This window comes from Pseudoalteromonas sp. NCIMB 1079 (assembly GCF_040567695.1).
In the GTDB taxonomy this organism is placed as follows: domain Bacteria; phylum Pseudomonadota; class Gammaproteobacteria; order Enterobacterales; family Alteromonadaceae; genus Pseudoalteromonas; species Pseudoalteromonas distincta.
In genome coordinates this window covers 562498-584292 of record NZ_JBEWZA010000002.1, presented here as the reverse complement: position 1 = coordinate 584292, position 21795 = coordinate 562498, and the positions used below count along the sequence as shown (strand labels likewise).

The following is a 21795-nucleotide window of genomic DNA, read 5'->3' as shown; positions in this document are numbered from 1 at the left end:
CTACAGAGAACTTTAAACCACTAAAACTCACTGCAGTGCGCCACCTTAGTCGGTTTTTAAAAACTAGCTATTTTATTTCTACCTGTTTCTTTTGCGTTATAAAGAGCTATGTCGGCGTTAGTTATAACCTCTTTGGGTTTTGTTTTGTGATTGGGTATGAAACTATAAAACCCAATGCTTAAAGTGAGGTATTTACTGACAGTTGAAAAGTTATGTTCAATTGCGAGTTCTGCGATTTTTTCCTGAATAAGAACAGCAAACCTTTGACAGTGTTCTGTGTCGACTGCAGGTAAAACTATCGCAAATTCTTCACCCCCGAAACGAGCTGTTAGATCACCTTCCCGTTTACAAATATTGTGTAGCGCTTTGGCCACTCGCTTTAGCACTTCATCGCCAAGCTGATGCCCATAGTTATCGTTATAACGCTTAAAAAAATCAATATCACACATAATTAAACTAATGGGTTCCTTATTACGTGCACAGCGCTTAATTTCGCATTTTAAAGTCTGATCAAAACAGCGTCTATTAGCAATGTTTGTAAGGCCATCAGTATTGACTTGCTTATTGAGTTTTTGGTTGGCGTTAATGAGTTGCTGCTGAGTTTGTTGAAGCTCTTGCTTATAATTTAAATTTTTGAAAGCATTAGCAAGCATTTCACCTACTAACCTTAGGCGAATAAGGTCTAAATCAGTCCAGTTTCGCTTTTGAACAACGCAATCACAGCCTATAAAGCCAACGAGCTCTTTGTCATAACGTAGACCAATGCAAAGTACTGATTTTATTTTTTGTCGCTGGAAAATTGTTTTTTCGCTCATTGCTTGAATGGGTAACGACGTTACATCGTTAACTCTAAATAAGTGAGTACGTGCCATCAAACTAAAAAAATATGGGAGATCGCTTTTCGGAAGGTTTTGTAAGTCCTCTTTAAATGCTTGTATATCATTATTGACCCATTCGTGGGTGTTATTTATAGTTTTACCATCCTCGGCAAACTTAAAAAGATAACTTCTATCTGCGTGGCAAACGGTACCAATAGCTTTTAATGCGTAGTTGATATGCTTAGCAACGTCGTCGTTTTGAATATCAATTAAGTCAGTTGATATGTTCGAAATAATATTATCAAAATCATATTGTTCATCTACATTATTATTCAATACATCGATTATAATAATGGAGCTTGAGTTAGGTAATTTTGCAAATTTTACATTGAGTAGCAATTTAGATACCTGTTTTGATAAAACAAACTGGCATTGGTTATTTGCAGTGAAATAATCAAAGAATAGCTCCTCGACTAATAGTTCTTTTTTACTGTGATGATTGGTCAAAGTGATGTGTGAAAAATCAATTTATTAAAATGTGATTTATTTCTTAAGCCAAACAAGCTCTGTGCTTGGCTGTTAACTTTAAATATATTTTCATTGGCATCATAAAGTAATACACAAAACGGCAGTAACTCCAAGTTTCGCCATATTTCATTTGATAGGTTATTACTCACTCAACTCTCCATGTGTTTAAGCCACAATTAAATTGTTATCTATTGTATTTTTATTGTTTTTACTTGGGCGTGTTAATCTTCCTTAGATCGAGCTCAAGGGCAGCTCATGCTTGGTATTTATGCTGCGTTATCGCCTATTTATGGGGAATAGCTACACTACATAGACTCTGCCTTGCCTCAAAACCAAAAATACTACTGCAAATTCAACCACCGAAGTTCAACAAGCCCTACTAATTATTAGCACATTTTTTTTGATTTACTAAGTTTTTAGTGCGTTTGATGGCGGTACGTATTATAATTGATACTGTATATCATTACCCATTTCTACTCTAAGCCATCTTTGGCTTATTTGCACTTTAAGTATAGGTTATTCAAGCATTTCATGACAGAAATCACTACACACCAAGCTTCTCGTCGTCGGTTACTCATTGCGCTAGCAATTACGTGTTCGTTTATGGTAATTCAGGTTATAGGTGCTTATTATTCTAATTCGCTTGCTGTTCTTGCTGATGCGGGGCATTTGTTTGTTCACAATAGCTCGTTATTCATCGCACTGATAGCATCAAGTCTCGCTATTCATTTTGCCAAAACCTATAACGATGGCCATCAACGAGCCGAGCTTTTTGGTGGCCTAGTGAACGGGTTTTTATACCTAGCAATCAGTTTAATTATTTTGTATGAAGGTGGTGAGCGCTATGTACACCAGCATGAAGGAAATGAGCTGGCTATTAATAGTTATTTAATGTCGGTTATTGCTGCTATTGGTTTTTTGTTTCATGGTGCTGCTGCATGGGTTTTATATAAAGGCCGCAAAGCGAGTATTAATGTTTACGCGGTATTTTTACATTCATTCTTTGATTTGATTTCTACCGTATCGACATTTGTGGCTGGTATTCTTATATATTTTACGGGCTGGGTTGTTATCGATATTTTATCGAGCATGTTAATCGCCTCTTTCGTGTTGTTTACCGGTGTTAAGGTCATTATTAGTTGTATAAAAGGTTTACGCTTAAATAAGGCCAAACTCCCTAAAGTAGCAGATATTGAAAGTGAGATTACAGATATGGAGCATGTTCATAATGTCCATAACGTCACTGTAACGCGCAAGTATAATGGTATTGTAGTAGGCGCACACGTTGTCCTTAAACAACATTGTACGATTGAAAAACATGATGAAGCGTGTCGTATGAAGGTAGAGCAATTGTTAGCCGAAAAATTTAATGTACGTAATTGTGTATTACAAATTGAAAGCCATGAATGCCATCATATCCATTAGTAGCATTTAATTAATATAAAAGCGTGTAATAATGATTAGCACGCTTTTAATGTTTTAAATCAAATCAAATCAATGATATTGCTAAAACAATCGCTTTTACGTAAGTCTTTAGCATCCATTGGCCTTGCAAAGTAATAACCCTGTAATACATGGCAGCCAACCTCGGCTAAAAAGATCATCTGTTCGCGCGTTTCTACTCCTTCTGCAATACAGTAAAGATCTAGGTTTTCGGCCAATAAAAGAATGGTCTTAATAATTGACTCATCCCCTTTATCTATACCAATACTGTTTACAAAGCTTTGATCTATTTTAATAACATTAATAGGAAATTGGCTCAAGTAGGTGAGTGACGAGTAACCAGTACCAAAATCATCAAGTAGTAATTTAAACCCAGCAGCTTTTAAGTTTTGTAGCTGCTTGGCTGCTTTGAGTTTATCTTCTAGTAAAATACTCTCTGTTATTTCAAGTCTTAATTGTCTTGGATGAACTTGAGAGTCAGCTAATATAGACATCAGCCGCTGGGTTATGTTTGTTTTTAAAATGTGTTTAGGCGATAAGTTTAAAGATATATAAAACAATGGGTTTGCGCTGAGTATAGGTGCAATTTCAATAAGAGCTCGTTGCAATGCTTGCTCAGTAAGGAGTTCTATTAAACCAGTTTCTTCTGCTACCGGTATAAAAAGTGCTGGCGATACCAACTGTCCTTCATTTTTCCAGCGCATGAGTAATTCCACGCCATTTATTGTTTTTTCTTCTATGTCGATAATGGACTGATAGTGATTAAAAAATCGGTTGTCTTTTACTGCATCTTTTAAATCATTTTCGAGCAGTAACTTTTGTTTTATCAGCTCATTCATTTCATCGCTAAAAAACTTAAAGTCGTTTCTCCCGCCTTGTTTAGCGTGCATCATCGCAACATCGGCATTACGGATAATTATATCGGTGGTTACAGCATCGAATGGGTATAAAGCGACGCCAATACTGGCTGAAATATTAATAGAGAAGTCTTCAATAATTACTTTATTAGCTAACTCATTACTAATTTTTCTTACTGTATCGCGAAGAGACTGAAGCGATTTTATATTTTGAATCAGCACTAAAAATTCATCACCACTTTGACGGCCAAGTTTTGCGTTTACGCCAAGCATACCGTTTACTCTTTGGGTAATATTACAAAGTAGCTTATCGCCAACTGCGTGGCCAAAAGAGTCGTTAACAGGTTTGAACTTATCTAAATCAATAAATAATAATGCGCATTGGGTATTGTTTTTATCGGCATATTTAATCGCCTTTTCAATGTTTTGATACATTAAACTACGATTAGGTAGATGTGTTAGAGGGTCAAAATTAGCCAAATAGCGCAGTTCGTTTTCAGCACGTTTTTGTTCAGTTAAATCTGTAATAACAATCACATAGTAACTTGCAGTGTCTTTTGTTACAGCTGTGGCACTTATATGTATTGGATGTTCGTTACTTTTTGCTGTTCTTATATAAACATCACTTTGCCAGTTTTCTGTTGGTTTTAATTTTTTTAAAATACTAGCAAACTCTCTGCACTTATCTTTACCAATTGCTTTAATAAACAATTTAGGGCTAATTTTGGTGGCCGTTTGCTCGTTTGAAAATGTTTCAATAAAACTATTGTTCGCAGAAAATGGCATTAAACGCTTATCGAGTATAAGTAACCAATCGTTTATTTGGCTAAACGCTTCACCTAAAATTTTTGCTTGTTGCTCATTAGCTCGTTGCTCGGTGATATTGGTATATATGCCAGAAACATATAGAGGCTCATTTGTTTGAGGATCGTATATAACTTGCCCTGTATCTTGATACCATAACCAATGCCCATTTTTATGCTGTAGACGATAAGTTGCTTGCCAGTTTTGTTGTTTTTTGTACTTGAAGTAGTTTTCCCATTGGTTTTCAAAACGACGTCGGTCATCTGGGTGTATAAGCGCTAAAAATTGTTCTATGTGTACGCGTACAGGCAAGCCTGTATAGCCTAATTCACTTCCTCTGAGCGTACTTACGGAAGCATCTTTAAAATTATAATCCCACACGCCACTTTTGTTATTTTTAAGCGCGAGTTCTGTTTGCTTTTGCGAATGAATAGTCGCTCTATGGGCTTGTTTAATTGCTACTCGGCGGCTGCGATACTGCCAAAAAATAAAAAATAACACCCCAAGAATTAAAATAATGTAGGCGGCTATAGGAATGGGCGATCTCCAAGGAGCATACGCCACGTTGATATTAAGTGTTGTAGGCTCGCTTGTAATAATACCATCACGATTATGTGCTGATATTTTTAGTGAGTAATTACCAGGTTGAAGCTTTGTGAAAAACACTTGATTAGATTGTAAATCTTCATATGTAAGAGACGTAGGCCCTGAAAGGATTACTTTATAATATGCTTTATCAATATTAGGGTAAGAAAAGTTAGAAAAACTAACTGTAAGGCCCATGTCTTCATAACTGAGATCAAGTGGTTGGCTAAGGTATTTATGAGGGTAATAATTGAGCTCTTTGGTAAAAAGGTTTATATCGGTAATCGCTACATTATTTTTTTTAAATAATTCTTTTTCATCAAAGTCTAAAGGGTTAAACAGTAGAGCTCCGGCATTGCTACCAAAAATTAACCGGTCATCATTTAATGTTGTTGCTGCTATAGGAGTAAATTGGTTTATATTCAACCCGTCTTTTACTGAATAACTCACCACATTGAGTGTATCTAGGCTTATTTGATATAAACCATTGTCGGTACTTGCCCATAAAAAGCCGTTTTTATCAGGAAGTAACGAATAGATAGAGTCAGTATTAAATGAATTTTTTAATCCTATGTAGTGTTTTCTCTCATAAGTAACTGGGTCAACACCAAGCAAGCCTTCGTGGGTGGTTGCCAACCATAAAATATTTCGTTTTGAGTCTAAGTAAAAGTTTTCTACAGTGTAAAAAATATCTTCTTTAGGATTAAAAGACTGAAATATAGTCGTTAAAGTTTTCGTTTTTTCGTTGTACCTAAGGAAGCTTTTTGATGTGCCAAGTACAAACTCTTCAGGATGTGTGTCGAGGGGTTTATAAAAAGCATAAGAAAATAAAGGGTCAACTTGCTCTTTGAGCCCCTTAATAATTCTTGTTTTTCCTGTTGTTTCATTAAAAACATAAAAATTATCATCCGACATAAATGCATATGTGTCTGCAGATAACTGGGCAAAGCCAAATAAGTTGGATTGGTTAATTACATCTTTTTCTGTGTCTTTATTTTCAATAATTTTACCCGTTTGTTTATCAAACAGTTTAAAACCATCGAAAGTAACAAGCCAAAGGAATTGATTATCACCAATTGAAGACGCAAAAATATCATAAACGGCAGATGCCCCGTATATTGCTTTTGAGTCGGTTGAGCTTAGATATACATCACTTTTATTTGTTGCTTTGTCGTACCGTGCAATTCCATCTTCTGTTCCTAACCAAATAATATTATTTTTGTCTTGGTAGGTGGCATGAATAGTATTGTTACCGGGTAAAGTAATGTGTTTAAACCGTCGGGTTTTAATTGGCCATGTAAACACGCCCTGGGTTCTAGATGCGAGCCAAAGTACGCCGGACTTATCAACCATTAGATCGTTTATTGAGTTTTCATTAATATTAAACTTACTTTTTTCATAATTTAATACGAATTCTAGTTCTTTGGTTTCGCGGTGATAACTGAACAATCCACTTTGGGTTGCTACAAACTCCCCGTAAACAGTATTGGCATAATCCCATATATTATAATCAGGGATTAAAGTTGTAATATTTGCTGCAGATATATTTTTGTTATTATCGAATGCTAATTGATACATGCCTTCAACAGTACCAACAAGTAATCCTAATTCATTATCAACACTTAAGAATTTGACGTTTACATTATCTATCGTATTTTTTTCAGGGGGATGAAGAGGTATTTTTACAAGTTCTGAATTATCTATATTTGCAGTGTATAAACCATCATTTGTACCAATATATAAAGTGTTTTTATATATTGTTAATGACCGAATGTAGTCACCTTTATTTGGCAGGATTAGCTTAAATGTGAAGCGTTTACTCGTCTCATCAAATGTATATATTTGGGCATCTATGGCGAAGTAAAAAGTACCTTGTTGCTGAGTCATTGCAGAGATCGGAGAGAACATTTTTTGTTCTTTATCTATTTGACCAGAATAGATTTTTTCGGTTTTTAAAGTGAGGGGATCTATTATATAAGCACCAGAAAGGTCTGTTGAGACAATGATTTTTCCGTCTTCGGCTTTAAATAATGCATAAATATAGTGTTTATCTAGGCCAAAGCCGCCACTAAAAGTTTTTACATTATATCCATCAAAACGGTTTAAACCCTGTTGGGTTGCTATCCAAATATAACCAATATCATCCTCTTGAGTCTGCAAAACGTAACTTTGTGATAGGCCTTCGTCAGTAGAAATTCGTTGTAATTGTTGAGCATAGTTTTGTGATGCAAAAGTGCTTTGAATGCATAGCAAAAAAACAATAGTGATATGAAAAAAAAGTTTGCTCAAACGCACTTATAAACACTCTCAGTGGAGGATAGGATGATACTTAGCTAGATAGTAAATATAGCATAAGTTTTTATTTTTTAATTACAAATAATATACGTAAAGTTAAAAGCTCTATTTTCAAATAGTGAGCTAATCTATATAGATAACAGTTAATGTTCATAAGGAGAGTATAGTGGTTTTATCTAATATTGATGCAAAAAATAGCGTGTTATTAATAATAGACTTACAAGAGTTGCTTGCTCCTGCAATTAAAGACTTTCCGAATATTTTAAAAAGTACATTGCAGTTAGCGCAGGCGGGTATTATTCACGGTGTCCCAGTCTTAATAACCGAGCAATATGTCAAAGGGTTGGGCGAGACTAATCAGCAAATTAAAAATACGTTACCTAATGCTACGTATCTTCATAAAACGTACTTTAGTGCGTGTGCAGAGCCTAGCTTTGTTGATAAGTTAAAAAGCCATGATAAAAAGCAGGTTGTTGTTGTGGGCACTGAAGCGCATGTGTGTGTTTTACAAACATGCTTAGATTTAATAGAAAATGGTTTTGAGGTTATTGTCGTACACGATGGTATTGGCTCGAGAAATCCGCAACATAAAAACTTGGCAGTTGAGCAATTACGCCAAGCGGGTGCGGTAATTTCATGTGCTGAAATTGTTATTTTTCAGTGGACAAAACAAGCTGCAACACCAACTTTTAAAAAAATATTACCTATAATAAAATAAGCCTATTTGAGTTTGTCTTCAATTGTTTGAGGTTTTATTAAAATAAGTGCTCCAGCTTAAGTTTTATTACGTATAAAGCTGTGTGTTTAGTCGGTTGCTATATTTAAGGGTTTTATGTCTAGTGTCGCTCGGTTGTTTACCATTATTTTTAGTCTTTTATTTATTGAGTCTATTGGTGTTGGTCTTTATTTTGGTACGTTAACTCAAGCTTTTGTTATTGGTTTGCCACTTTACTTACTCCCAATTTTGTTACTCAGAACGCATCCAGACAACGCTGTAACCGCACACGTAGTTGCAGCCGCTATTATGATGTTCTCCTTTTTGCACATCCAACAAACATTCGGGCTAATAGAAGTCCACTTTGAGATATTCATTTTAATGGCTGTACTTATAATGTTTGTGCAGTGGCGTGTTTTTATAACGGCAATTATATTTGTTGCTGTTCATCATTTATCTTTTTATTATCTTCAAACTCAAAATACAGGTTTTTATGTATTTGATCCGGATAGACTCGCTTTTACTACAGTACTTATACATGCAGGATATGCGATTGTTGAAGCGCTAGTCGCAGGTTATATAGCTAAAACATTGCAACGCGAACGTCGTGCGGGCTTATCTTTAAGTTATGCGACAGAACAAATAATGAAAGATCCTGAAAACATTAAACTCTCTCTTCGCGCGGATGACACTAAAAGCGAAGCTGTAGCAGGATTTAACACATTACTAGATTACTTATCTAATGTTATTAAACAGGTACAAACACAATCAGAATCATTGCAAAAAAACTCACAAGAGCTTATTGATGTTCACGATCAGTTAGCGAGTGGAGCGGTTCAACGTACGCAACAAACCGATGATATTGCTAATTCTGGCGCTCAAGTTGCCAATGGCTTTAAACTTGTAGAAGAAGAAAGTGAGGTGCTTAAGCGCCAAGTTGACCATATTACACAATCTGCAGGTGATGCATTAAAAGAAGTGCTTCAAACAGACGCTAAAAGTAGAGAGTTGTTAACACTGCTTAATCATACCGAAGAAAAAATAAATCACTTAGTGGCAGCTGGCGATGTTATTTCAGGGCTTCTTAATGAAATATCAGGCATTGCTGAGCAAACAAACCTACTTGCTTTAAATGCAGCTATTGAAGCTGCCCGCGCAGGCGAACACGGTCGAGGTTTTGCTGTTGTTGCTGATGAGGTAAGATCTTTGGCTAACCACAGTAAAGCAACAACAGATAAAATTAGTCTTACATTAAAAGATCTTGTTAATAATAGTAAAACGTCAACGCAATCAATGAGTCAGTGTGTGAGTTTTGTAGTTGATTTAACAAGTATTAGTGCTGCAATGAAAGAGAATATTTCAGCAATGAGCGAGCAAATAGCCGCAGTATCTTCAAGCTCTGACTCAGTTGCACAAGTCGTAGCGGAGCAGGCAGGTAATACCGAGTTAATAGCAAGCAGTACTGATACTATGCGCCAAAATCAGTACCAAGATACGCAAATAGTGCAGCAGTTAACCGCTAAGGTGCAGTTAATCGATGTAAGTATTGATGTATTAGAGCAAAGCATTGCCAAGTTTAAATAAATCTAACACTTTCGTATTTTCGCTTATATTTGCATGGCTAATTTGCGTTGTTGCAGGGTTAATTTATTTTCAATTAGAGCAGCTTAAACCGTTTGATAACTCAAATATTTTATTGCAAAAGCAGTGGTTTAGTAACTTTAAAAAGCAATTGGATTGGGATGACACTAACGAAGCGTCGTTAGTACTGATAACAGAAAAAAATTGCGGGTGCACCATACAAGCCAAGCCGCATATTTCATCGTTAAGCTCCTTTGCTGCCAATAAAGCTATGAAGGTTGTACAAGTTGAATTAACACCAAAGCTTAAACTTGTTATTCCGGCAACGCCTGCCGCCGTTATTATTAATAAAAACGGTGATTTTGTTTATGCCGGTCCTCTCTCCGAAGGGTTAGCGTGTGCCCAGGGAAGTGGCTTTGTTGAAACTGCGGTCACTAATTTAGCTGCAGGTTTTAACTCAAACCTCTTAATTACACAAACCAAGGGATGTTATTGTGTAAATAATGCGTAAATAACGTGCAGAAAAAATTAAAGCTCGCACTTAAATTAATAGGTTCGAGCTTTAACATTGATTAAATTGTAACTAAGCCATAAATACCTAATGACACAAACACACAAGCAGCAATAGCACGTACGGTGTTTAGAGATATTCTTTTTAGTAATGCATTACCAGCATATATAACAGGCACGTTAGCAATTAGCATACCTAACGTGGTTCCTACCGTTACCCAAAACACAGACTGATATTGTGCGCCTAGCAACACTGTCGCTATTTGTGTTTTATCACCAATTTCTGCAATAAAAAATAATACAAAAGCAACTAAAAAAGCCCCGTAGCTATCGTATTTACTACTTACATCTTCGTCTTTGTCTGGAACTAATAGCCAAAGGCCAACAACAATAAAGCTGATGTTTACAAGCCAAGGTAAATATTCAGAAGAAAAACTATTACTTAACCACTGCCCAAACCACGCTGATAGGCCATGATTGAGTAAAGTTGCGGCTAAAATACCAAGAATAAGTGCGCTTTTATTACGAAAACGGGCAGCTAACAGGAGTGATAAAAGCTGGGTTTTATCGCCAATTTCGGCAAGTGTAACAGTGACGGTTGAGGTTAAAAAAACTTCCATTATTGATTCTTACAGGCGGGAATGCTAAACCAAGGCAAACAACTATCTCCCGCCATGAGGATAGTGTCTACCTAGGTCTCGCCGATAACGCTTGCTACAACATTACAAACTTACCATGCACATGAGGTGCAATTGTGTTGATAAGTTTACTCATTACTGAGCGGGCTACTCCCCTAAGAGGCGGCCATTATTCCATAACTTTATTCTTAGGTAAATATAGTTAAGAGAACAAATACCATATTCTAATAAATAATTTATATTTATTAGTGAGGAAGCTATTGATAACAATTGTCGTTTAGATTAGTATGCATCTATTGAATGTAATTAACACGGTTTGTATTGATGTATATTTGTCTTTGTCACGGTGTGACTGATAAAAAAATTGAGCAAACAATTGACGATGGTGCAACGACCATGCGTGAATTAACCAAAGAGCTTAAAGTAGGCAGCCAATGCGGTAAGTGTTGTGGTTGTACTAAAAAGATCCTTAATCGCAGGCTTATTCAAATTGCGGATGTAACGGATCAAGTTGCTTAATTACATATAAAATTTAGATATAAAAAAAGCAGCTTTTTAGCTGCTTTTTTTATGCTTGTTACTATTTACAGTTGAGACTGTAAGTAGTTTTTGATACCCGTATTTTTAATAAGTAATTGTTGGGTTTCTAACCAATCAATTTGCTCTTCTTGTTCATTTAAAATGTGATCAAGGGCTTCACGGGTAATGTAATCTTTTTTACTTTCAGCCAGTTTAACTGCGCTACGTAACTCATCAATAGTATCGAGTTCAAAACTCATGTTAGCAGCAATCATTTCTTCGCTGTTTTCACCAATACGTAATCGGCCTAGGTCTTGAAGATTTGGTAAGCCTTCTAAAAACAAAATACGTTCAATTAAACGATCAGCGTTTTTCATTTTTTGAATTGATACTTTGTAGTCTGCTTTATCAAGCTGTGTAAAGCCAAAATCTTTAAACATACGTGCATGTAAAAAGTATTGGTTAATACCAACAAGCTCATTAGCGAGTACTTTATTAAGCGCTGCAATAACGTCTTTATCGCCTTTCATAATATGCTCCTACTAAGCCATTTGTGCTTGATGATAATTTTCAGAACCAATTTTATCAATTAGACCAAGTTGTTGCTCTAACCAGTAAACATGATCTTCTTCGGTATCAAATAACAGCTTTTCTAAAATGCTACGAGATTGATAATCTTGTTGTTCTTCACATATTGCGATTACGTCTTTAACACACGCAACTACTTCAAGCTCTAGTGTTAAATCGTTTTGCATCATGCTTTTTACATCGTTACCGATAAGTAAATCACGGCGCTTAGTCATATTTGGTACACCTTCTAAAAACAAGATGCGCTTAATAAGCCAGTCTGCGTGATCTTTTTCTTCTTCCATTTCGTGGTTAAGGCGCTCGTATAGTTTGTTTAAACCCCAGTCGTCATACATGCGCGAGTGTATAAAATACTGGTCGATTGCTGCTAATTCGTTAGCTAACAATGTATTAAACGCATCGATTACTTTTTGATTACCTTTCATGATAAATCGCCTTAACTATTTCAATTGTATGCAGTGTAATACAAATAGCCTATATTGCAAGTTTTCTCTATAAAAATCATTGTGTTACTATTGGTTTTGATTCTTATTTAAGTTTGCGTTACTGCTTGGTTTATGGACAGTTTTTTATTTGCATTAGCATCTAATAGACGCCTTAAATAAAAAAGTGAGACGTCTATTTATGTGGGATTTGTTAAGCATATAGGCATGCAGGGCATGCCTATAGTGTTTATTTGTTAAAATTGGTATGTAGCACCCAATGTTGCAGTTGTGCCTAATCCTTTAATGTTGTACCCACCGTAAGTATATGCTTGTGCGCGGGCTGGGTAGTAATCACTATTGAAAAGGTTTTCTATTCCAAAATAGCCACTCCACTTGGCGTTAACATTGTATTGGCCACTTAAGTTAAATGTGTTGTAGCTACTAACAGGGCCCTGATCGCCGGAGTATTGGCCTTGTGCGTTTTTATCAAAGCGCTTTCTGTCGCCTACGTATAAAAAGCTCATTGCAAGTGATAGTTCGTCATTTGTTTGCCATGTTACATTAGCTGTTGCTTTAGGTGGGCTAATTTGGCTTGCGCCTAAATAGTCATCTGTCTCGGTGTTTTTACCTTCAACATAGCTGTAAGTAGCACTTAATTTAAGGTCTTGGGTAATAGTGTAGTTAACTAGCCCTTCGTAACCCCATATTTCTTGTGGTGCACGTACGGGTTCGTAAACACCCGTTACTTCATTATATTCACTACTTGTACCAAGCTCTGAGGTACTTCTGTAAAGTGCAAATTCAAAACGCACGTTTTCAAACTGTGAGGTAAAACCAACTTCGTAATTATCGATTATTGAAGCTTGGGTTTGAATAAGCGCAATATCTTCAACGGTCGCAGAGCGAAGTAGGCGACCAATATCAGAGATGTCAGAGCCTTGTGAGTAACTAAAAAACGGACTAAACGCCTCTGTTAAATTGTATTTTATACCAGCGTTATAGGTTGTCGCGTCGTAATTAATACTGTCGCCACGCACACTCAATGGCACTGAGCATTGTGATTCGGTTCTGCACAGCTTTAATGTTTGATAATCACTTACGCTCAAATCGATGCTTTCGTTTCTTACGCCTGCTTTTAGGATAATATCATCGTTTATTACCCATTTAGTTTGTAAAAAGCCGGCAATACTTTCCATGTCCATTTCTGGCACCCACACTCGGCCATCTACTAAAGGTTGCGATGTTTTATCGTTTAAGGCATCAATGCCGTAGATTAGGGTGGCTGTTACATTTTCAAAATCAAACTGGCTATTAAACGTGGCTCGTGCACCTTGTTTATCTGATTTAATAACCGATTGACCACCGCTGTAACCTTCATCAAGATTGGCTAAAGCGGTTGAGAAAAAGAACACGTTTTCTATATTTTGTTTATATAGATCGAGGGTCATTTGTGTGTTTTCAAACAGCGCGTAATCAACATATTTTAGGGTTATATTCTCGTTGCCTTCAGGGCCTTGCGGTTTACCTTGTTTTTGAAGCTCTAAAGGGACGTGTATAGCGTATGTTTTTTCCCCTATATTGCCATCGCCAGTCACATCGCCTAAGTCTGTTTTTTGTTGTGAGCTGTAAAAGTTGTAGCTAAACTGAAGTTGTTTTTCGTCGTCAAAATCGTAACTTAACTTTGTAAAGTAGTTTTGAGTTTCAGAATCAGATAAACCATATTGCAAGCCTAAAATATCGCCCTGTGCATCGCGTTGTACGCCGTTTTCTTCATAGCTTGCTGTTAGTAGATAGCTTAGTTTATCAAGTTTACCGTTCACTGCTGCTGATATTCTACCGCCGCCACTTTCTGCTAACTTAACAGCGCTAAAGCGACTTGAAATACTTATTTCGCCTTCCGGTTTACCATCACTACGCGCTTGTTTTGTTATGTAGTTAATAATGCCACCTGAGGCACCATTACCATAAATAGAGGTTGCTCCTTTTATGACTTCAATGCGCGCTATTGCGCTTGCGTCTAACGTTTTTACACCTAATGAACCATTACGAAGAGGGGTTGATTGCGGTACGCCATCAATCATTATTAATGGCGCGCGACCACGCAGTGTTTGTCCTGAATTACTTGAGCTGCCAGTGTTAGGTGCAAGGCCTGGAACCTTTGCGCGAGTAAACTCCCCAGCTCTGAGCTTACTTTTAAATGCTGCTGTATTTGTTGCTGATTAATAACGGTAATTGAGGCTGGTACTTCGTCAATGCTTTCTGATATTCGGCTGCCAGATACAATCACATGCTCTAACTGATCAGAAGTGTATTCATTTTTATTATTTTCATTTGCTAACGTGTTAGCACTTATTGCAACAGCAATAAGGCAAAGCGAAGTTTTTAACATGGGAGGGTCTTAGTTGATAATAAGTTGCGTAATGGTAATTATTATCAACTAATGACGCAAGTGTTAATGATATTTATTTCCATTTGTGGCGTTTTAACCAAAAATACACACCGCTTACAATAAAAAATGCGAGTGAAAGGGCTATTAATAACCATAAAAACTGCACTATAGGACCTGCAAAATCACCAATGTGAAATTTATACTTAAAGTTCCATGCTTGTGTTGTGAAGTTGGTTTTACTGGCGTCAAATGAGTTTAATACTTTACCAGTAAATGGGTTAGTCCAAACCCAGCTGTAAGCATGGCTTTCGCCAGGGTTTTGCATTCTCAGTGCAATTGCTTCGTCATCTTTTTTAGGCAAGTAAATTCTATATGTTTTGCCATCAGGGAATACGCTCTCGGCATTTTTTATTGCTTCGTTATAATTTAAAACAGCTTGAGAAAGGGGGATTATTTTTGGCGCTTTAGGTCTTTGCTCTACTTTGTTAAACGTTACAAATTCTAATACAGATTGAGTTTGTGTTTTCCAGTTAAATGCCATGCCAGTAAAGGCAATAAGCATAAGGGGTATAAAAAAGTAAACACCAAGCACGGTATGTAATTGATACATGAGCACTCTAAATTTGGCTTTTGGTTTTATAGCTAAACGTTTAACTCTGTTTTTTGGTTTTACCCATAAGTAAAAGCCCAGTAATACATTTATTAAAAGTAGCAATGCACATACCGACATCCAATTTCGAAAGGTTTTTTCACCCTTACTATTTTCAAACAACAGCCAGCGATGTAAGCCTTGGGCAAACCCATAAATAGTATCGGTTGATTCATAGACGTTTAGTACACTCCCTGAATAGGGATTAACACTAGCGTAGTGTTTATTAGCTAACCTAAACTGCCATGCGGCGTCCGGTGCTTGCTCTGGCATAAAAAAAGTAATTTTTTGCTTAGTTTGAGTTTGTACATTTTGTATAAGCTCATCGTAATGCATAAAAGTAGCTTGTGGTGCTACTTGCCATTTTGCGGGTTCTATTAAGTGCTGAATGTCTTTTGCATAAATCATAACAGCACCGGTTAAGCTCACTATTAATAAAAATAGTCCGCTAATAAGGGCAAGGCCTAAATGAATTCTACGTAACCAAATTTTCAAAAACGGTATCTCATTATGAGTTAATGCTAATATTGTAAATGATAATACGAGCTGTTTTCAATTAAATAGTTGTGTATTTGGTTGGATTTCTATTATGCAATTTTCGATATTATAATTATCGTGTAAGAATATTTTTATGGCTTGCAAATTAATCGCTTGCTGAGTGCTAATAATAAGCTCGCAGTAGCTTTCTTTATCGTCTAATTGCCAAAGCTTAATACTGGTTACCGATTCGATATTAAATTTACTACTAATAGCATCCGATATTGCGTGTGTGTCGATATTGTCAGGCGCTGCTTGCATTAAAACTTTGCAGCTTTGTTTTAAAAGTAAAATGCCATGATAAATTACATACATAGAAATAAGTACAGTGGCGATTAAATCAACAATATACCATTGATATAAAATAATTAAGGTGCCAGCAATGATTACCACAATAGATGCCATTGCATCTGATACGTTATGAATGAAGGCTGCTTTTATATTTATACTGTGATTTGCACCAGCTCGATAGGTTAAATACGCTGTTGCTAAATCAATCACTAACGCTATTGCGGCCACCCACACAACTATCCAACCATTAATTGGTTGAGGGTTTAAATAACTCGAAATTGATTCAAAAATTAAATACACACCAATTATTATTAGTGTACTGCTATTAAAAAGAGTGGCGAGTATTTCAGCGCGTTTATAGCCAAAGTGATGAGTGTCATCAGCTGGTTTATTACCGATTTTTCGTGCAATCAAGGCTATAAATATAGCGGCGGCATCACTTAAGTTGTGAAGTGCATCTGCTATAAGTGACAAACTGCCCGAAAATAACCCACCAATAACTTGGGCTATGGTTAGTAATACATTAATAAAAACTGCAACGGTGAGCTGCTTATTACTTTGGTTTTCGTCTACATGACTATGTGAATGATCGTGCGCCATTGCCATAATCCCTTCAAATACATTGACTGAATATTGATTATATCATGGGTGGTTTAAAACAGCTACAGAAGTTGTCGCGTACATGAACGTAATTTTAAGTTAATGATAAAGGCGTATTTTCTTAAATGCGTAAATTTAAGTTTGTCGCGCTAAATGTCGAGTTTTTAAGGAGTTTACGGCTCAAAACTTGCGTCTTTATATATTTAGTGCATTAATGTAAGTAATATTAAATGATTAAAAGCTGCTGGGTATTAAGCATGGACAAAGGTTTAAACTTTGGTGAATTAACAGGTAAAGGACAATCTGTTCGAAGTAAGTTAATTATAACCTTTATAATTATAGCTTTAGTGCCACTTTGTATACTTACGTGGTTTAGTCTTGAACACGTAAATCGCACCCTTAAACAAAATGCAGACACCGAACTTAACGAGCTTAATAATATAGGCAAGCAATTTGCTGATATTTGGTTTGCAGACCATGTTAAAGATTTATATTTGCTTAGGTCACAACTTGATATTAGCTCTGCTAAAAAACAAAAATTAATAAATCAATTTGTTGAGCAGTATGACTTCGTTAATCATGTAGAGCTTATAGATATAAACCTTGTTAACTCACGACCTTTATCACCTTTTTTTGATGTTATTAAAGAGCAGCGCTTTGACGACATACGCACAGGTATTAAAAATACAGGCAAGATTCAGTTTCGGTCAATGACTGCCTCAGGGCGCGACTATCATATTATTGGCTTGCCAGTATTAAATGATGAAAATAAGTTACAAACAATATTGATCGCAGATATAAATTTAAACGGCTTATTAAATAATTTAAGTAAAATACACGCTGCTAATAAAGACATAACATTTTATGTTATGTACAAAAATAAAATTCAAAAAAGTAATAATTCAGACGATACCCAACCACTATTTTTCTCTCAAAACGGATCACCAACACAACGTGTTTTTACTTATAGTGATAAGAATGAAGTCACTTTATATGGGTATATTAATTCATTAGAGTTTTTAAATGAATCTGGCTGGCAGCTACTCGTATCAAAACCAAAAGAAGTCGCACTACAAGGCGCCAATTATTATAAGCAGCTTGCTGTATTGACTAATACGGGGGCGTTATTGCTTATATTAACGCTGTCTTGGTGGTTTGGTCGCCGGCTTTCTCAGCCTTTAATTAACTTAGCTAAAATTGTTGAAAATATTACAAAAGGCGATTTGGTTAAAGTTCCAATAATAAACGACAGTATAGAGTTTAATCAGCTTTCATTAGGTCTTCGTAAGTTAGTGGACGTAAAAGCAGAGCAACAAAGTATATTACAAAAACAACGCTCTGCACTTCAAATTGCATTAAAACAGTTAGCCGAGCAAAAAAGTGCATTAGATGAACACGCTATTGTTGCTGTAACTGATTTGCATGGCACCATCACTTTTGTAAATAAGAAATTTTGTGAGATTAGTGGCTACGATGAACACGAATTAATAGGTCAAAACCATCGCCTTTTAAATTCAGGAAAACACGAAAAAGAATTTTTTAAAAATATGTATAAAACCCTTAAACATGGCGACATATGGAACGGGCAAATATGTAACAAAGCTAAAAATGGTGATTTTTATTGGGTAGATACGACCATCGTGCCATTTTTAGATGAAAACGGTAAACCACAAAACTATATTGCTATTCGTACTGACATTTCAGCACTTAAATTACAAGAGCTAGAGCTTGAACAGCACAAAACACAGTTACAACTAGTGATTGACTCAACAGCCGTGGGTATTTGGGATTGGTATATCGATTCTAAAAAAGTGACATTTAATAATCGCTGGGCCGAGATTATAGGTTACAAACTCAGCGAGCTTGAACCATGCACTATAGATACTTGGTATACATTTGCTCACCCTGATGATTTAGCTATATCGGAGAGAAAACTTAAAGCGTATTTTGCCGGCGAGACTGACTATTATGTTAGCGAAGCCCGCATGAAGCATAAAAATGGAGATTGGATTTGGGTTCTCGATACTGCAAAAATAGTTGAGTGGAATACCGATGGCTCTCCAAAACGTATGATAGGTACGCATTTAGACATATCTGATCAAAAATCTACACAGCATGAATTGCAAGGAAGTCTAGATAGGTTTGCATCTTTAGTATCAAATATACCGGGCATTATTTATCGATGTAAATTTGATGACAAATTAAGCATGCTTTATATGAGCGACCAAGCGAGTGAAATAACAGGCTATTCGCCTGATGAGTTGATACATAGCGAAGCCATTAACTTTTTTGATTTAATATGCGATGACGATTCTACAAAAATAAAAGCTGAAATATTAAGCTGTGTCGGCGCCAAGCAACCATGGTCTGTTGAGTATAGAATTACAGCTCGCGATGGTTCCTTGCATTGGGTAAACGAAAAAGGCCAAGCGATTTACGCAGATGATGGCAACATATTGTATTTAGATGGGTTTATTTTAGATATTACGGATCGTTACAACACTCAATTAGAAATAAATCGTCAGCAAAATTTACTCGAATCCATGAGTAAGCAAGGTCAGATTGGCGCATGGGAAATTGACTTAGAGGCACATACGCTTTATTGGTCTGATGAAGTTAAAGTTATTCATGAGGTACTAGAGGGCTATGAGCCTAGCATAGATACCGCAATTGATTTTTATAAACCAGGAGTACACCGAGACACTATTAGTACCTTGTTTGAATGCGCTGTGACTCTAGGTGAAAGTTGGAGTGTTGAGCTTATTATTTTAACTTATTCGGGGCAGGAGCGTTGGGTTAAATCAATGGGCCAAGCAGAGCTTAGAGATGGAAAATGCGTACGTGTTTTTGGCTCGTTTCAAAGTATTGATGCGCATAAGCGACTTGAACTCGAAAGCGAAAAAACAAACAGGTATAACAAAAATTTAGCCGCACTTACTGTTGCCCCTGAAGTACAAAACAGTAATGTAGAACAAGTTAAAAAGTTAGCAGTTAAATCTATGTGTGAAGTGCTAGATATTACTCGCGCTTCGGTATGGATTTTTAACGATAAAAGAGATGTGATGACATGTCATGGTTTATACATTAAAGGGCAAGGTTTTGTAGATACAAATGCTGTTTTAACTGCTAAAGACTACCCTGAATATTATAACGCCATTTATAAGCAAAACTTAGTAGCTATTGATGATGTTTATACGCACCCAGCAACTGCTGATTTTATAGAAGCGTATGCAAAACCACTAAATATTAAATCGATGCTTGATGCAGTGATAGCAACTGGCGATGGTAATTTAGGTATTTTGTGTGCTGAAACGGTAGGCGAGCACCACTATTGGACGCAAAGCGAAGAAACGTATCTTCGATCATTAGCTACTTTAGTGGGAAGCTCTTTAGTTTCTCAGCAGCGTAAAGTAATCAGTGAGGAGTTAAAAGTAGCGCTTGTTAAAGCTGAAGATGCAGCGCTTGCTAAGAGTCAATTCTTAGCAACTATGAGCCACGAAATAAGAACGCCAATGAATGGTGTGCTCGGTATGCTAGAGCTTGTTCAATTAGAATCATTACCTAAGTCAATAGAGACAAAAGTAGACATTGCCAAAACAAGCGCACATTCTTTATTAGCCGTAATTAACGATATTTTAGATTTTTCTAAAGCCGAGGCTGGTAAAATCGAACTTGAAGAAATTAACTTTAATGGACGAGATTTAATTGGCGAAGTTGCCGCCGCGCAAGCATTTACTGCTCAAGACAAAGGCATTGAAATAATTTTAGATTTGTTAGCCTTGGAGCCTTCGCAATTATGTGGTGACCCCGGGCGAATTCGCCAAGTGCTTACTAATTTACTGAGTAACGCCGTTAAGTTTACGGCTAAAGGCGAGGTTGTGGTAAGTGCGAAAATTAATAAAGTGGTTCAAGGTTTAGAATTTGTTGTAAGTGTAAAAGACTCAGGCATAGGAATAAGTGAAGACAAACAACAGCAATTATTTACTCCGTTTTCTCAAGTAGATGCATCAACAACGCGTGAGTACGGGGGCAGTGGCTTAGGGCTGGCTATTTGTAAGCAGCTTTGTGAACTAATGGGGGGAGCTATCTCTCTCACTAGCGAAGCCGGTAAAGGGAGTACTTTTACTGCCACTATAATGCTGACTCCGGGAGATCAAAAAGAACGTTATATTCCTAATATTAATATGGAAGAGCTAACCGTTTTGGTTGTTGATGATAACGAGACAAATCGAATTGTAATTTCACAGCAGCTTGAGCACTGGGGCGCTAAAGTTGCGCTTGCATGTGACGCACGCGAAGCTCTTGATATGTGCGCGCAGCAGTATAAAAGTAACAATTGCATGTATGACATTGCAGTGCTTGATATGCAAATGCCAGGAATGGATGGTATAGAGCTGTGTAAAGCACTAAAAGCACATGAACATTATAAATCAATGCCACTTGTAATGATGACCAGTATTGCTGGTATGGAAGGTGCGCAGCGCTATTCTAATGCAGGCTTTCAGGCATATTTCCCCAAACCTGTAACCACTGCCGATTTAATTTCTGCACTGTCAGTCATAACAAGTAATGATTCAGATGAGACACTCCCACTTGTTACTTCAGGCTATATTTCCTCTCTTAAAAAAGAAAAGGTGCAGGAACCTACCCAAATATTACTTGTAGAAGATAATCCAATTAATCGGCAAGTGGCTACATTAATGCTCAAAAAGCTTAATTGTGACGTTACAATTGCCGAAAATGGTCAATTAGCGATAGATATATTAGAGTCTCACGATTCTGGTTTCTTTAAGCTCGTTCTTATGGATTGCCAGATGCCTGTTATGGATGGCTTTGCTACAACTGCAGCTATACGTAAAGGTATGGCGGGTATACAACACAAAAACATTAGGATCATTGCTATTACGGCTAACGCAATGGGCTCTGATAAAGAGCGTTGTATAACCGCTGGAATGGATGACTACTTGAGCAAACCGATTCAATTAGATATTTTAAAAGATAAATTAGAGCAGTATATTTAAGG

The 21795-nt window shown here is 36.5% G+C and carries 12 protein-coding genes and 2 pseudogenes; 6 read left to right on the top strand and 8 right to left on the bottom strand.

Annotated features, from left to right (window positions below; all coding sequences use genetic code 11):
* Window positions 1-56: 56 nt before the first annotated feature.
* A pseudogene (locus tag ABX891_RS19270) lies at window positions 57-1495 on the bottom strand (diguanylate cyclase domain-containing protein).
* 382 nt (window positions 1496-1877) lie between these two features.
* Here ABX891_RS19270 and ABX891_RS19265 point away from each other — a divergent pair.
* A complete protein-coding gene (locus tag ABX891_RS19265) occupies window positions 1878-2771 on the top strand; it encodes a cation diffusion facilitator family transporter (RefSeq protein WP_354630407.1) in 894 nt (297 codons plus the stop codon).
* Window positions 2772-2830: 59 nt separating this feature from the next.
* Here the strand turns inward: ABX891_RS19265 and ABX891_RS19260 are convergent, their stop codons facing one another.
* Window positions 2831-7330: an EAL domain-containing protein gene (locus ABX891_RS19260; RefSeq protein ID WP_354630406.1), complete on the bottom strand. Its 4500-nt coding sequence runs from the start codon at window positions 7328-7330 to the stop codon at window positions 2831-2833.
* Window positions 7331-7496: 166 nt separating this feature from the next.
* Between ABX891_RS19260 and ABX891_RS19255 the strand changes: the two genes are divergently transcribed.
* From ABX891_RS19255 to ABX891_RS19245, 3 genes are all read left to right on the top strand, one after another.
* Window positions 7497-8048, top strand: a complete 552-nt coding sequence (locus ABX891_RS19255) for a hydrolase (protein WP_354630405.1) — start codon at window positions 7497-7499, stop codon at window positions 8046-8048.
* Between the two features lie 114 nt (window positions 8049-8162).
* A complete protein-coding gene (locus ABX891_RS19250; RefSeq protein WP_354630404.1) occupies window positions 8163-9629 on the top strand; it encodes a methyl-accepting chemotaxis protein in 1467 nt (488 codons plus the stop codon).
* Entirely contained in the window at window positions 9613-10137 is a 525-nt protein-coding gene (locus ABX891_RS19245) for a DUF6436 domain-containing protein (RefSeq protein ID WP_354630403.1), read from the top strand. Before ABX891_RS19250 ends, ABX891_RS19245 begins: the two co-directional genes overlap by 17 nt.
* Window positions 10138-10198: 61 nt before the next feature.
* Here ABX891_RS19245 and ABX891_RS19240 read toward each other — a convergent pair whose 3' ends face one another.
* Window positions 10199-10756 (bottom strand): TMEM165/GDT1 family protein, encoded by a 558-nt coding sequence (locus ABX891_RS19240; RefSeq protein WP_024605680.1) that lies wholly within the window; start codon window positions 10754-10756, stop codon window positions 10199-10201.
* Window positions 10757-11098: 342 nt separating this feature from the next.
* Here ABX891_RS19240 and ABX891_RS19235 point away from each other — a divergent pair, with 342 nt between their 5' ends.
* Window positions 11099-11293 carry a (2Fe-2S)-binding protein gene (locus ABX891_RS19235; RefSeq protein WP_002960627.1) on the top strand — a complete coding sequence of 65 codons (195 nt, stop codon included), beginning with the start codon at window positions 11099-11101 and terminating at the stop codon, window positions 11291-11293.
* Between the two features lie 65 nt (window positions 11294-11358).
* On the opposite strand, the gene bfr (ABX891_RS19230) is transcribed toward ABX891_RS19235, so the two are convergent.
* The 5 genes and pseudogenes from bfr (ABX891_RS19230) to ABX891_RS19210 all read right to left on the bottom strand — a co-directional run bounded on the left by bfr (ABX891_RS19230) (window position 11359) and on the right by ABX891_RS19210 (window position 16772).
* Window positions 11359-11823, bottom strand: coding sequence for a bacterioferritin (gene bfr, locus ABX891_RS19230; protein WP_002958984.1), 465 nt, complete (start codon window positions 11821-11823; stop codon window positions 11359-11361).
* Between the two features lie 12 nt (window positions 11824-11835).
* Complete coding sequence (bfr, locus tag ABX891_RS19225) at window positions 11836-12306, bottom strand: bacterioferritin (RefSeq protein WP_002958985.1); 471 nt, start codon at window positions 12304-12306, stop codon at window positions 11836-11838.
* A gap of 254 nt (window positions 12307-12560) precedes the next feature.
* Window positions 12561-14695 (bottom strand): annotated as a pseudogene (locus tag ABX891_RS19220) (TonB-dependent receptor).
* A 73-nt stretch (window positions 14696-14768) separates the two neighbouring features.
* Complete coding sequence (locus ABX891_RS19215) at window positions 14769-15839, bottom strand: PepSY-associated TM helix domain-containing protein (protein ID WP_294115813.1); 1071 nt, start codon at window positions 15837-15839, stop codon at window positions 14769-14771.
* Between the two features lie 57 nt (window positions 15840-15896).
* Window positions 15897-16772, bottom strand: coding sequence for a cation diffusion facilitator family transporter (locus ABX891_RS19210; protein ID WP_024600553.1), 876 nt, complete (start codon window positions 16770-16772; stop codon window positions 15897-15899).
* Window positions 16773-17029: 257 nt separating this feature from the next.
* On the opposite strand from ABX891_RS19210, the gene ABX891_RS19205 reads away from it, so the two are divergent.
* Window positions 17030-21793 carry a PAS domain-containing protein gene (locus ABX891_RS19205; protein WP_354630402.1) on the top strand — a complete coding sequence of 1588 codons (4764 nt, stop codon included), beginning with the start codon at window positions 17030-17032 and terminating at the stop codon, window positions 21791-21793.
* Window positions 21794-21795: the final 2 nt, after the last annotated feature.

Excerpts from the sequence above, each read along its gene's own strand:
- ABX891_RS19235 (WP_002960627.1), top strand. The coding sequence starts at position 11,099 with ATGTATATTTGTCTTTGTCACGGTGTGACTGATAAAAAAATTGAGCAA.
- ABX891_RS19250 (WP_354630404.1), top strand. The coding sequence starts at position 8,163 with ATGTCTAGTGTCGCTCGGTTGTTTACCATTATTTTTAGTCTTTTATTT.
- ABX891_RS19265 (WP_354630407.1), top strand. The coding sequence starts at position 1,878 with ATGACAGAAATCACTACACACCAAGCTTCTCGTCGTCGGTTACTCATT.
- ABX891_RS19210 (WP_024600553.1), bottom strand. The coding sequence starts at position 16,772 with ATGGCGCACGATCATTCACATAGTCATGTAGACGAAAACCAAAGTAAT.
- bfr (WP_002958985.1), bottom strand. The coding sequence starts at position 12,306 with ATGAAAGGTAATCAAAAAGTAATCGATGCGTTTAATACATTGTTAGCT.
- bfr (WP_002958984.1), bottom strand. The coding sequence starts at position 11,823 with ATGAAAGGCGATAAAGACGTTATTGCAGCGCTTAATAAAGTACTCGCT.
- ABX891_RS19240 (WP_024605680.1), bottom strand. The coding sequence starts at position 10,756 with ATGGAAGTTTTTTTAACCTCAACCGTCACTGTTACACTTGCCGAAATT.
- ABX891_RS19205 (WP_354630402.1), top strand. The coding sequence starts at position 17,030 with ATGGACAAAGGTTTAAACTTTGGTGAATTAACAGGTAAAGGACAATCT.